We start from the raw sequence: 12,919 nt of genomic DNA on the forward strand, positions 1-12,919 counted from the left end.
CAAGGTGTCGCGGTTAATCGCGCTTATCCATCGGCGTGAATTCACGCTGGGTATAGCCTGAGTAAAGCTGGCGTGGACGACCAATGCGCTTGTGTGGATCCGTATGCATTTCGTTCCAATGAGCAATCCAACCGATCGTCCGCGACATCGCGAAGATAACGGTAAACATCGATGTTGGAATACCGATGGCTTTTAGGATGATGCCCGAGTAGAAATCAACATTCGGATACAGCTTCTTGTCGATGAAGTATTGATCGGAGAGTGCGATGCGTTCTAACTCCATCGCCACATCCAATAACGGGTCTTGAATTTGTAGCTCTTCAAGTACTTCATGACACGCTTCGCGCATGACCGTTGCACGTGGGTCATAGTTCTTGTAAACCCGATGACCAAAGCCCATTAATCGGAAAGGATCATCTTTATCCTTAGCACGTTCAATGTACTCAGGAATGTTATCGACATGGCCGATTTGTTCGAACATGCGCAAGCAAGCTTCATTGGCGCCGCCATGTGCCGGCCCCCACAAGGACGCGATACCGGCGGCAATGCAAGCAAATGGATTGGCACCCGATGAGCCCGCGAGGCGAACCGTCGATGTAGAGGCATTTTGCTCATGATCTGCGTGTAGGGTGAAAATCTTATCCATCGCGCGAGCAACCACCGGATTCACCTCATATTCTTCACAGGGTGTGGCAAACATCATATGAAGGAAGTTCTCTGCGTAGTCAAGATCGTTACGTGGATAAATGAATGGCTGACCAATGGAGTACTTGTAACACATCGCCGCCAGCGTTGGCATTTTCGACAACAAACGGAACGCCGTAATTTCACGATGTTGATCGTTATTGATGTCGAGAGAGTCGTGGTAGAACGCGGCAAGTGCCCCTACAACCCCGACCATAACAGCCATAGGATGGGCATCACGACGGAAACCATGGAAGAAACTCGCGATTTGTTCGTGGACCATGGTGTGGCGCACGATCATTGAGCGAAATTCGTCATATTGTTTTGTTGTAGGGACATCGCCGTAGAGCAAGATGTAACAGACTTCTAAGTAATCAGCGTTATTGGCAAGTTGATCTATCGGATAACCGCGATGCAGTAAAACACCTGCTGCGCCGTCGATGTAGGTGATTTTCGAATCGCAAGATCCTGTTGCAACAAACCCCGGATCAAACGTGAAGTAACCTTCATTGACCAGTTTGCGCACATCGATCACATCTGGGCCGACAGTGCCTGCGATAATCGGCAGTTCGATTGGTGCTTTCCCTTCTATATGTAGGGTCGCTTTCTTATCTGCCATAACAATCTCCTTTGTTATTTTATAATTCCATGCGGGATACGGACCCGACCCTTTTACCGATCGGCCTCTATTATGTCAATTTTTAACCTATCGATGTGTGCGTCAGTTAATAACTTATGTGCGTTACTTAATAACTTATGTGCAATGCGCGTTAAATATCTGTTGTGAGATTCCGGTCAATTTTGTGCGTTTGTAATTGTCTGTTACGCCACGTATACTTTTTTAAGGTCTCTGGGCAAATCAGTATCCTAGAGCGTTTAGGGGCTCAAACACTTTTCCTAACTGACGTGATCCATTCACCCTAAATTGCAGTTATAAGCAATAAGGTACATGAAGCGCGTTACGCAGATGTTGCAGGTCTTACGCTTTGAGTACTGAGGTTCAGAGAGTGTAATAACTATAAATGCTCAATAGAGCTGAGTGGGCAATATCGTGAAAGAAAGAAAGTCAAGACCCGTAAACCTCGACCTTAAGACGATTCGCTTCCCCATTACAGCGATCGCGTCTATTTTGCATCGGATATCAGGTGTGATCACCTTTGTTTCGATCGCCATCCTACTGTGGCTGCTTAGCCTGTCTCTTTCTTCCCCTGATGGATTTCAATCTGCTGCTGCGATACTCGATACCTTCTTCGTCAAGCTCGTACTTTGGGGCATTTTGACGGTGCTGGCTTATCACATCGTGGGCGGGATTCGTCATTTAATCCAAGACCTGGGTTACTTTGAAGAGCTGGAGTCGGGGGCAAAAAGTGCCCAAGTCTCCTTTGTAATTGCAGGCGTGCTGGCTGTGTTGGCGGGGGTTTTAGTATGGTAACGAAAAACATTTCATCGGTGGGTCGCAACGGTGTGCACGATTATGTGCTGGTCCGAGCAACTGCGATTCTCATCACACTTTACACACTTTACATGGTCGGTTTTGCCGTCTTTGGCCCTGAGATTACGTATGCCTCATGGACAGCGTTTTTTGGCCAGACCAGCACGAAGGTCTTTACCATGTTGGCCTTAGTCTCTGTGCTGATCCACGGCTGGATCGGGATGTGGCAGGTGCTGACTGATTATATCAAGCCAGCCTTGCTGCGCGGTGTGTTACAGCTTGCTGTGGTCGCCACGCTTCTGATCTATGTGTTTGCCGGTTTTTTTGTATTGTGGGGTGTGTAAGTGAGTATTCCAGTTCGCGAATTTGATGCAATCGTTATTGGAGCAGGTGGCGCCGGTATGCGCGCAGCACTGCAAATATCAGAGCAGGGCCTAACGTGTGCGCTGTTATCTAAAGTGTTTCCAACCCGCTCTCATACGGTATCAGCACAGGGTGGGATTACAGTAGCACTGGGTAATTCGCACAAGGATAATTGGCAATGGCACATGTACGATACCGTCAAAGGCTCCGACTATATCGGCGACCAAGATGCAATTGAGTACATGTGTAAAACAGGCCCGCAATCAGTGATTGAGCTCGAGAAAATGGGGCTCCCGTTTTCGCGGTTTGAAGATGGGTCGATCTACCAACGCCCCTTTGGTGGTCAATCAAAAGAATTTGGTGGTGAGCAAGCGGCGCGTACTGCGGCCGCGGCAGACCGAACTGGGCATGCCTTATTGCACACGCTTTACCAACAAAATATCAAAAACAAAACCACGATCTTTTCAGAGTGGTATGCCCTTGATCTGGTCAAAAACCAAGACGGTGTGATTGTCGGTGCAACGGCGATGTGCATGGAGACGGGTGAGATTTGCTACTTCAAATCGAAAGCAACCGTGTTGGCGACTGGGGGAGCAGGCCGTATCTATCAGTCAACCACCAACGCACACATCAACACAGGTGACGGTGTCGGTATGGCTCTGCGCGCAGGGGTGCCGATGCAAGACATGGAAATGTGGCAATTTCACCCAACCGGTATTGCCGGTGCCGGTGTCTTGGTGACCGAAGGTTGCCGTGGTGAGGGTGGCTACCTGCTGAATAAAGATGGCGAACGCTTTATGGAACGTTACGCGCCCAACGCAAAAGATCTTGCTGGGCGTGATGTCGTTGCCCGTTCAATGATGATCGAGATCCGTGAAGGCCGTGGCTGTGAAGGTCCTTGGGGTCCACACCTTAAGCTGAAACTGGATCATTTAGGTAAAGATGTATTGGAATCGCGTTTGCCGGGAATTTTGGATTTATCGCGTACCTTTGCACATGTCGATCCTATCAAAGAGCCAATCCCAGTGATCCCAACTTGCCACTATATGATGGGCGGGATCCCAACCCAAGTATCAGGCCAAGCGATCAAACAAGACCCGCTCGGCAATGACATTGAAGTACAAGGGCTGTTTGCCTGCGGTGAAATCGCCAGTGTTTCAGTTCATGGAGCCAACCGCTTGGGAGGTAACTCGCTCTTAGACTTAGTTGTCTTCGGCCGTGCGACAGGTTTACACCTAGGGGAAACCTTGGCGGCGCAGGTAGAGGCGAGGGATGCGAGCGAATCAGACATTGAAGCCTCTCTGGCTCGCGTCAATCGCTGGAACAGTACGCAGCAGGGTGAAGACCCAGTAGAAATTCGCAAAGACCTTCAAGCCTGCATGCAAGAAAACTTCTCTGTGTTCCGAGAAGGCGAAGCGATGGAAAAAGGTCTTAAAGAGCTGGATGCGATCCGTGAGCGACTCAAAACAGCACGCCTTGATGATACCTCGACAGAGTTCAACACCCAGCGTGTCGAGTGTTTGGAGCTGGAAAACTTGATGGAAACAGCCTACTCAACGGCGGTATCAGCCTACTATCGGACTGAAAGCCGTGGTGCTCATGCACGCTTTGATTACCAAGAACGTGATGATGAGAATTGGCTATGTCACTCCATCTATAATCCAGAAACGGAAAAGATGTCTAAGCGCGACGTCAATATGGCGCCTGTGCATCGTGACGCTTTCCCACCGAAAGCACGGACTTACTAAGGGGGTCGAAACGATGAACGTTAAGTTTTCAGTCTATCGCTACAATCCAGATGTGGACGATGCGCCATATATGAAGGATTACACACTCGACGTTCCTGAAGGGTCGGACATGATGCTTTTGGACGCGCTAATTCAACTTAAGGAGCAGGATCCATCGTTGGCATTCCGTCGCTCGTGTCGAGAAGGAGTATGCGGCTCTGACGGTGTTAATATGAACGGCAAGAATGGACTGGCTTGTATTACGCCTTTGTCCTCGCTGATGGATAAGTCGGAAATTGTGATCCGTCCTCTGCCCGGTTTGCCTGTAGTACGTGATCTCATTATCGATATGGGGCAGTTCTATGAGAACTACGAACGTGTGAAACCTTATTTGATAAACGACGAGACACCGCCGTCACGAGAGAACCTGCAGGCGCCGGAAGATCGAGCAGAGCTTGATGGTCTTTACGAGTGCATTATGTGTGCGTGTTGTAGTACAGCGTGCCCATCTTTTTGGTGGAACCCCGACAAGTTCGTGGGCCCAGCGGGGCTGCTTGCTGCCTATCGTTGGCTGGCAGATAGTCGCGATACCGCAACGGAAGAACGGTTATCTGATCTAGACGACGCTTTTAGTGTCTTCCGTTGCCACGGGATCATGAACTGTGTCAGTGTATGTCCAAAAGGGCTAAATCCAACCAAAGCAATTGGACACATTAAGTCAATGCTGATTCAGCGCGGCGTTTAAAACGCTGAACCAATAACGTAGATAAAAAATGCCCCGTTCTAGGACGGGGCTTAATAACAGGTAACCCGGCTTAGAACCGGTGTTTGGATAAATAACTAGTGGTTAAGGGATAACAATGCAAAATGGCGTGATGAAGGCTTGGTTAGAGTCTTCTCATTTGGCTGGCGCCAATGCAACGTACGTAGAAGATCTCTACGAAATGTACCTCAGTGACCCGGAGTTAGTTGATCAAGAATGGAGAGCGGTCTTTGACCAGCTACCAGTGGTAAGTGATGCCGCGGTAGAGCAACCCCACTCTCGAGTTCGCGATTACTTTCGACGCTTAGCTACCGATACATCGCGTGCAAGTGCTTCAGTCAATGATCCAGATGTAGACGCGAAACAAGTCAAAGTTCTTCAACTTATCAATGCGTTCCGCTTCCGTGGCCATCAACAGGCCAGCTTAGACCCTCTTGGATTATGGAAACGTAAACCTGTCCCCGATTTGTCACCTGACTTCCACTCTCTTAATGAGCAGGATTTTAACGAGACTTTTAATGTAGGCTCATTTGCGATTGGTAAAGGCAATATGCAATTGGGTGAGCTGTATGACGCTCTGAAGAAGACCTATTGCGGGTCAATCGGTGCCGAGTACATGCACATCACCGATACGGAAGAGAAGCGCTGGATTCAAAGTCGCCTTGAGTCCGTGGTGGGACAGCCGCAATTTACCGAGGAAGAAAAGCTCACCTTCTTGGAAGAGCTAACGGCAGCGGAAGGTCTTGAACGCTATTTGGGGGCAAAGTTCCCGGGGGCGAAGCGCTTCTCGCTTGAAGGGGGCGACTCACTCGTTCCCATGCTCAAAGAGCTCATCCGCCACGCGGGCAGTAACGGAGGGCGTGAGGTTGTTGTTGGGATGGCCCACCGTGGTCGACTTAATGTCTTAGTCAATGTGCTGGGTAAAAAACCGTCAGAATTATTTGATGAATTCGCGGGAAAACAAGAAGAAAGTTGGGGCACCGGTGATGTCAAATATCATCAGGGCTTCTCGTCTGATTTCGCAACGCCAGGCGGTGATGTCCACCTTGCTTTAGCGTTCAACCCGTCACATCTTGAAATTGTCAATCCAGTAGTCATGGGCTCTGTGCGTGCGCGCCAAGACCGACTCGAAGACCGCACAGGTTCAAGTGTCCTACCGATCACCATCCACGGTGATGCGTCGATTGCAGGGCAAGGCGTGGTACAAGAGACCTTTAATATGTCTCAAGCTCGAGGCTTCCAAGTTGGGGGCACAGTGCGGATTGTGGTGAATAATCAAATTGGTTTTACCACCTCTAACCCGGCTGACTCGCGCTCAACCCAGTACTGTACTGATATCGCCAAGATGGTTCAGGCACCGATTTTCCACGTGAATGCCGACGACCCCGAAGCGGTGGCTTTTGTCTCGCGTTTAGCGCTTGATTTTCGTAATGAATTCCAGCGTGATGTGGTGATTGATTTGGTTTGCTACCGCCGCCACGGCCATAACGAAGCGGATGAGCCGAACGCAACGCAGCCGATGATGTATCAGAAGATCAAAAAACACCCAACGCCGCGTAAGCTTTATGCTGATGTGCTTGATCAACAAGGCACCGCCAACTTGGAAAAGCGACCGAAATGATCAACGAATACCGTGATCTTTTGGACAGTGGTGAATGTGTGGTGAAAGAGTGGCGCCCCATGGTGCTGCATTCTGTCGATTGGACTCCCTATCTCGGCCATGATTGGACGGTCGAATGGGCCAACAAATTCGATGCCAAACGTTTGAAAGAGCTTGGTAACCGTATTTGTCAATTGCCCGATAGCCATGCACTACACAGCCGGGTAGGGAAGCTTTACAAAGATCGTAAAGCGATGATTGATGGTGATAAACCCGTTGACTGGGGAATGGCAGAGACATTGGCCTATGCCACGCTGGTGGACGACGGCAAGCGTGTCCGTATTACGGGCCAAGATACGGGTCGTGGCACTTTCTTCCACCGTCACGCGGTGTTACATAACCAAGGCGATGGCAGCACGTATGTTCCCCTTGCCAATATCCATAACAAGCAAGGCCCGTTCGAAATTTATGACTCTGTGTTGTCTGAAGCGGCCGTGGTGGCGTTTGAGTATGGTTACGCGACTGCAGAGCCGGGTGGCTTGACGGTGTGGGAAGCGCAATTTGGTGATTTTGGTAATGGTGCCAAGTTGTGATTGACCAATTCATCAGCTCTGGCGAGCAGAAGTGGGGCCGGATGTGTGGTTTAACCATGCTGCTCCCTCACGGTTATGAGGGGCAGGGCCCTGAGCACTCTTCCGCGCGCTTAGAGCGCTATCTGCAATTATGTGCCGAGCAAAATATGCAGGTCGTGGTGCCCTCGAGCCCTGCTCAGGTTTATCATATGTTACGCCGTCAAGTGGTACGCCCGATGCGTCGACCATTGGTAGTTATGTCACCTAAATCGTTGCTACGTCATCCACTTTGTGTGTCCCGTTTAGAGGATCTTACCGAGGGCGATTTCCAACCTGCAATCGGTGAGATGGATGACCTTGACCCAAGCAAGGTAAAACGGGTGGTGATGTGTGCCGGTAAGGTCTATTACGACTTGCTTAAAGCACGCCGCGAGCAAGAGATTGATGACGTGGCGATTGTTCGTATTGAGCAACTTTATCCTTTCCCGCTCGACGCGGTGAAAGAGGCAATTGCGCCTTACGGCAATGCAAAAGACTTTGTATGGTGTCAAGAAGAGCCACAAAACCAAGGGGCTTGGTACAGTAGCCAGCACAATTTCCGTGCAGCCTTACCGGATGGCGCCTCACTTAGCTACGCTGGGCGTGCCGCATCGGCATCGCCAGCAGTTGGCTATATGTCCGTACACCAGAAACAACAAAAAGCGTTAGTACAAGACGCTCTGACCCTAAAGTAAGAACTAGAACACTAAGGATAACTACGATATGACAATCGAAATTCTGGTTCCCGATTTACCCGAATCTGTGGCTGACGCAACCATTGCCACATGGCATAAACAGCCAGGTGACTCGGTAACCCGTGACGAAGTACTGGTTGATATTGAAACAGATAAGGTCGTACTGGAAGTACCCGCCCCTGCAGACGGGGTGTTGGAATCCATCATTGAAGATGAAGGGTCAACCGTGTTGGGGAAACAAGCGATTGCCAAGCTTAAAGAAGGAGCGGTCGCGGGTGAGCCAACCAAAGATGTGCCTGCCGAATCAGAGGCATCACCGGATAAGCGCCATACTGCGTCGCTGGAAGAAGAGAGCAATGACTCGCTGAGTCCAGCCGTTCGTCGCTTATTGGCAGAACATGACCTTTCTCCAGATGCTGTGAAAGGTACGGGCGTGGGTGGACGCATTACGCGAGAAGATGTGGAAGCGCATCTGAAGAAACAGTCCGCAGAAAGTAGTGAACAGAAAGCAGCGACCCAAGACGTACCGCCCGTGGCCGAACGAGGCGAGAAACGTGTGCCGATGACACGTTTGCGTAAGCGAGTGGCGGAGCGTTTGTTGGAAGCGAAGAATAGCACCGCGATGCTAACTACGTTTAACGAAGTCAACATGAAGCCAATTATGGATTTGCGTAAGCAATACCGTGACAGTTTTGAGAAACGTCATGATATTCGCCTTGGCTTTATGTCTTTTTACGTAAAAGCGGTCGTTGAAGCCCTCAAGCGTTATCCAGAAGTGAATGCGTCGATCGATGGTGACGAAATTGTGTATCACAATTATTTTGACGTCAGTATGGCGGTCTCTACTCCGCGTGGCCTGGTGACGCCTGTTCTGCGTGACTGCGATAAACTAGGTTTCGCCGATATCGAAAAAGGCATTCGTGACTTAGCCATAAAAGGGCGTGACGGTAAGTTGACCGTTGACGAGCTTACTGGGGGCAACTTTACCCTGACCAATGGCGGGGTGTTCGGCTCATTGATGTCAACGCCGATCATCAACCCACCTCAAGCTGCCATTCTTGGCATGCATAAAATTCAAGATCGCCCAATGGCGGTAGATGGTAAGGTTGAAATCTTGCCGATGATGTACCTGGCGCTTTCCTATGATCACCGTCTTATTGATGGTCGTGAGTCGGTGGGTTTCTTGGTCACCATCAAAGAGCTCCTTGAAGACCCAACACGTCTGCTCCTGGACGTTTAATGGTGTTATCGGCCTCTTTTTTTGAGGGAGAGATAAACCATGTTGAGGGGGACGGAGGTCCCCTTCTTTGGAAAGCATAAAGATACAATAATGGACACTAACACGGATAGAACATCATGAATTTGCACGAATATCAGTCAAAGCAGCTGTTCGCTGAATATGGTCTACCAGTTTCAGAGAGCTATGCCTGCGATACACCACAAGAAGCTGCTGAAGCAGCCGACAAAATTGGCGGCAACAAATGGGTTGTGAAATGCCAAGTTCACGCCGGTGGCCGTGGAAAAGCGGGCGGGGTAAAACTCGCTAACTCGAAAGAAGAAATCCGCGAATTTGCACAGAAATGGCTAGGTAAAAACTTGGTAACATTTCAAACGGACGAAAAGGGCCAGCCAGTCAGCAAAATCTTGGTTGAGTCTTGCACCGATATCGCTAAAGAACTTTATCTTGGTGCCGTGGTAGACCGTGGCTCGCGTCGCGTTGTCTTCATGGCATCCACCGAAGGCGGTGTCGAGATTGAAAAAGTGGCCGAGGAAACCCCAGAGCTGATCCATAAAGCATCGATTGATCCTTTGGTGGGGCCACAACCTTATCAGGGGCGTCAGCTGGCATTTAAACTTGGCTTAGAAGGTGAGCAGATCAAGCAGTTCACTAAGATCTTTGTCGGAATAGGTCAACTGTTCTTAGACAAAGACATTGCCTTGGTCGAGGTGAACCCGCTGGTAATTACTGATCAAGGAGATTTGCATTGCTTGGATGCCAAGCTCGCGATTGATAGTAACGCGGTATACCGTCAGCCCAAGGTGCGTGCGATGCACGACCCGAGCCAAGATGATGAGCGCGAAGCACATGCGGCCCAGTGGGAGCTGAACTATGTCGCGCTAGACGGTAATATTGGCTGTATGGTGAATGGTGCCGGCTTGGCGATGGGCACCATGGACATTGTTAACTTACACGGCGGTAGCCAGCCAACTTCCTTGATGTTGGAGGGGGAGCAACCAAAGAACGTGTAACGGAAGCGTTTAAAATTATTCTGTCTGACAGCAACGTAAAGGCTGTTTTGGTGAATATCTTCGGCGGTATCGTGCGCTGTGATCTGATCGCAGATGGCATCATTGGTGCGGTTGAAGAAGTCGGCGTTAAAGTTCCCGTGGTCGTTCGCCTCGAAGGAAATAACGCGGATGTAGGCGCCAAAAAACTGGCCGATAGTGGTTTGAACATCATTGCGGCAACATCGCTAACCGAAGCCGCACAGAAAGTCGTTGCTGCAGCGGAGGGTAAATAACAATGTCAGTGCTGATCAATAAAGAAACCAAAGTTATCTGCCAAGGATTTACAGGCGGTCAAGGAACCTTCCATTCAGAGCAGGCGATTGAATATGGGACCCAAATGGTCGGTGGCGTATCGCCAGGTAAAGGCGGCACCACCCACCTCGGCCTTCCGGTATTTAATACCGTGGCAGACGCGGTTGAAGCGACCGGTGCCACCGCCTCGGTCATTTATGTGCCCGCGCCTTTTTGTAAAGATGCAATTTTAGAGGCGATTGACGCCGGGATTGAGCTGATCGTCTGTATTACCGAAGGCATTCCAACGCTGGATATGCTGGAAGTGAAAGTAAAACTGGATCAAGCCGGTGTGCGTATGATTGGCCCGAACTGTCCAGGTGTCATTACTCCCGATGAGTCTAAGATTGGCATTATGCCAGGGCATATCCACCAATCGGGTAAGGTCGGCATTGTTTCACGCTCGGGCACCTTAACCTATGAAGCGGTAAAACAGACAACCGATGAGGGTTTTGGACAGTCAACGTGCGTGGGTATTGGCGGTGACCCGATTCCAGGATCAAACTTTATCGACATCCTAGCAATGTTTGAAAAAGATCCTACGACCGAAGCCATTGTGATGATTGGTGAAATCGGAGGCACGGCAGAAGAAGAAGCGGCGGCATACATTAAAGCGAATGTCACTAAGCCGGTTGTTGCTTATATTGCAGGTGTGACCGCGCCTCCAGGTAAACGCATGGGCCATGCGGGTGCGATCATTTCTGGTGGTAAGGGAACCGCAGACGATAAATTCGCGGCCCTAGAAGCGGCTGGCGTCACGACAGTGAAAAGCTTGGCCGACATTGGCAAAGCACTGCGTGAAAAAACCAACTGGTAATAAAGCCTTCCAGTAATGTAAAGCCGCTCACTTGAGCGGCTTTTGTGGTTATAGGGAGAGCTAAAGATAGGGAGAGCTTTAAGGTGTTCGCAAAAGCCTGCGTGTTTTCACAGCACAGACGAGTTTCAGCGCCCAGATTATGGTCGCAGACAGTCAGTGAACGGACCGAGACGGAAGCAGTTGCGAGAGCATAAAGACACTGGCCGCCGCGACAACCACTGAAGGCCCTGCAGGTGTATCATAAAACCATGAGCCCGCCATGCCTAGCATCACGGCGAACATACCAATTAAGCTTGCAAACGCGGCCATTTGCTCTGGGGTAGACGCAAGCCGCGCGCCGTTGCCGCGGGAATGATCAGCATCGATGTAATAATCAGCGCCCCGACGAATTTCATCGCCAATGCAATCACTAAACCAATCAATAGCATCAATAAAAGCCGTAGCTTTTCGACCGCAATCCCTTCGACTTTTGCCAGTTCTTCACTGACGGTCATCGACAGGAGTTGTTCCCAATAATATCCCAACACAGCAAGGGTAAAGCAGGCGCCGACCGCCAGCCAGGTAAGGTCAGCAAATGACACCGCCAACAGATCGCCAAACAAGTAAGCCATCAAATCAACCCGCATGTTGTCTAAAAAGCTGACCGCCACCAAGCCCAAAGACAGGGCGCTGTGTGCCAATATCCCGAGTAAAGTATCCGTCGAGACCAGATGTTGGCGCTGCAGACCAACCAACACGATCGCGAGGAGCAAACACGTCGCCACCAGCGCGAGATTTAAGTCAATCTGGAGTAAAAAACCAAGCGCCAGCCCAAGTAATGAAGCGTGTGCCAGGGTATCGCCAAAATAAGCCATACGGCGCCAGACCACAAAAGAGCCTAATGGCCCAGCGATGGCAGCGATAAGTAGACCACCCATAATAGGGGCAAGAAGGAACTCAATCATGGTGGTGCCCTTGGTGCTCGCAACTGACAGGCTGACCTGCAAGATCATGTTGGTGATGATGGTGGTGGTGATACAAGGCAAGTTGCTCACTGGTTTGGCGACCAAACATCGCGACATACGATGGGTGCTGGGAAATGGCATCCGGTGCGCCGGAGCAGCATACATGGTGCTGAAGACAAATTACGTCATCGGTTTTTGCCATCACCAAATGCAAATCGTGCGAGACCATTAATACCGCGCACTTAAGCGCATCGCGTAGGTGAGCGATGAGGCTGTACATTTCCAATTGACCACTGACATCTACCCCTTGTACGGGTTCATCCAGCACCAGCACATCCGGTTGCTTTAAGATCGCACGAGCCAAAAGAACGCGTTGCGTTTCACCACCTGAGAGAGTGTGCATATTGGCGTATTGTAATGATTGCGCGTCAACGGTTTTCAATGCGTGATCAATTTGCGGATTGGTGTAGCGTGTTCCTAGGCGAATAAATCGGTCAACCGTCAAAGGCAGTGTTTGGTTAAGCTGAAGCTTTTGTGGTACGTAGCCTATCTTTACTCCTTGAGCGACGTGAACCACGCCCGCGGCGGGCTTAACCAAACCGAATTAATGCTTTGACTTAAGGTCGAACTTACCCGTCCGCCATTACGGGCCGATTGAGGCCGTGGTAAGTCTGTCCCCGTTTTGAATTGACATTAGAGCCAC

General features: G+C 50.2%; 8 protein-coding genes and 3 pseudogenes. 8 read left to right on the top strand and 3 right to left on the bottom strand.

Annotation, left to right across the window (positions count from 1 at the left end; genetic code table 11):
- Positions 1-13: 13 nt before the first annotated feature.
- Positions 14-1,303 carry a citrate synthase gene (locus tag DZ54_RS0101880; RefSeq protein WP_025672913.1) on the bottom strand — a complete coding sequence of 430 codons (1,290 nt, stop codon included), beginning with the start codon at positions 1,301-1,303 and terminating at the stop codon, positions 14-16.
- A 420-nt stretch (positions 1,304-1,723) separates the two neighbouring features.
- On the opposite strand from DZ54_RS0101880, the gene sdhC reads away from it, so the two are divergent.
- From sdhC to sucD, 8 genes and pseudogenes are all read left to right on the top strand, one after another.
- Positions 1,724-2,116, top strand: a complete 393-nt coding sequence (gene sdhC / locus DZ54_RS0101885) for a succinate dehydrogenase cytochrome b556 subunit (protein WP_025672914.1) — start codon at positions 1,724-1,726, stop codon at positions 2,114-2,116.
- A complete protein-coding gene (gene sdhD, locus DZ54_RS0101890; RefSeq protein WP_021022458.1) occupies positions 2,110-2,460 on the top strand; it encodes a succinate dehydrogenase, hydrophobic membrane anchor protein in 351 nt (116 codons plus the stop codon). The genes sdhC and sdhD overlap by 7 nt, the downstream gene beginning before the upstream one ends.
- Positions 2,461-4,227, top strand: a complete 1,767-nt coding sequence (sdhA, locus tag DZ54_RS0101895) for a succinate dehydrogenase flavoprotein subunit (RefSeq protein ID WP_025672915.1) — start codon at positions 2,461-2,463, stop codon at positions 4,225-4,227. It begins immediately after the preceding gene.
- Positions 4,228-4,240: 13 nt separating this feature from the next.
- Positions 4,241-4,951, top strand: a complete 711-nt coding sequence (locus DZ54_RS0101900) for a succinate dehydrogenase iron-sulfur subunit (RefSeq protein WP_025672916.1) — start codon at positions 4,241-4,243, stop codon at positions 4,949-4,951.
- Positions 4,952-5,066: 115 nt separating this feature from the next.
- A pseudogene (gene sucA, locus DZ54_RS18195) lies at positions 5,067-7,875 on the top strand (2-oxoglutarate dehydrogenase E1 component).
- 28 nt (positions 7,876-7,903) lie between these two features.
- Positions 7,904-9,115, top strand: a complete 1,212-nt coding sequence (gene odhB / locus DZ54_RS0101910) for a 2-oxoglutarate dehydrogenase complex dihydrolipoyllysine-residue succinyltransferase (RefSeq protein ID WP_025672917.1) — start codon at positions 7,904-7,906, stop codon at positions 9,113-9,115.
- Between the two features lie 116 nt (positions 9,116-9,231).
- Positions 9,232-10,397, top strand: a pseudogene (gene sucC, locus DZ54_RS18200) (ADP-forming succinate--CoA ligase subunit beta).
- Positions 10,398-10,399: 2 nt separating this feature from the next.
- The gene (sucD, locus tag DZ54_RS0101920; RefSeq protein ID WP_025672918.1) at positions 10,400-11,272 is read left to right on the top strand and encodes a succinate--CoA ligase subunit alpha; all 873 of its coding nucleotides are present in this window, start codon (positions 10,400-10,402) and stop codon (positions 11,270-11,272) included.
- A gap of 153 nt (positions 11,273-11,425) precedes the next feature.
- On the opposite strand, the pseudogene znuB reads toward sucD, so the two are convergent.
- Together znuB and DZ54_RS18210 are read right to left on the bottom strand one after the other, a co-directional pair.
- Positions 11,426-12,216 (bottom strand): annotated as a pseudogene (znuB, locus tag DZ54_RS18205) (zinc ABC transporter permease subunit ZnuB).
- On the bottom strand, positions 12,209-12,814 hold the full coding sequence (locus tag DZ54_RS18210; RefSeq protein WP_081721570.1) for an ATP-binding cassette domain-containing protein: 606 nt from the start codon (positions 12,812-12,814) through the stop codon (positions 12,209-12,211). Before DZ54_RS18210 ends, znuB begins: the two are co-directional and overlap by 8 nt.
- Positions 12,815-12,919 lie beyond the last annotated feature (105 nt).

This window comes from Salinivibrio socompensis S35, from assembly GCF_000513715.1.
In the GTDB taxonomy this organism is placed as follows: domain Bacteria; phylum Pseudomonadota; class Gammaproteobacteria; order Enterobacterales; family Vibrionaceae; genus Salinivibrio; species Salinivibrio socompensis.

Coding starts and splice junctions, on each gene's coding strand:
- sdhD (WP_021022458.1), top strand. CDS start 2,110: ATGGTAACGAAAAACATTTCATCGGTGGGTCGCAACGGTGTGCACGAT.
- odhB (WP_025672917.1), top strand. CDS start 7,904: ATGACAATCGAAATTCTGGTTCCCGATTTACCCGAATCTGTGGCTGAC.
- sucD (WP_025672918.1), top strand. CDS start 10,400: ATGTCAGTGCTGATCAATAAAGAAACCAAAGTTATCTGCCAAGGATTT.
- DZ54_RS0101900 (WP_025672916.1), top strand. CDS start 4,241: ATGAACGTTAAGTTTTCAGTCTATCGCTACAATCCAGATGTGGACGAT.
- DZ54_RS0101880 (WP_025672913.1), bottom strand. CDS start 1,303: ATGGCAGATAAGAAAGCGACCCTACATATAGAAGGGAAAGCACCAATC.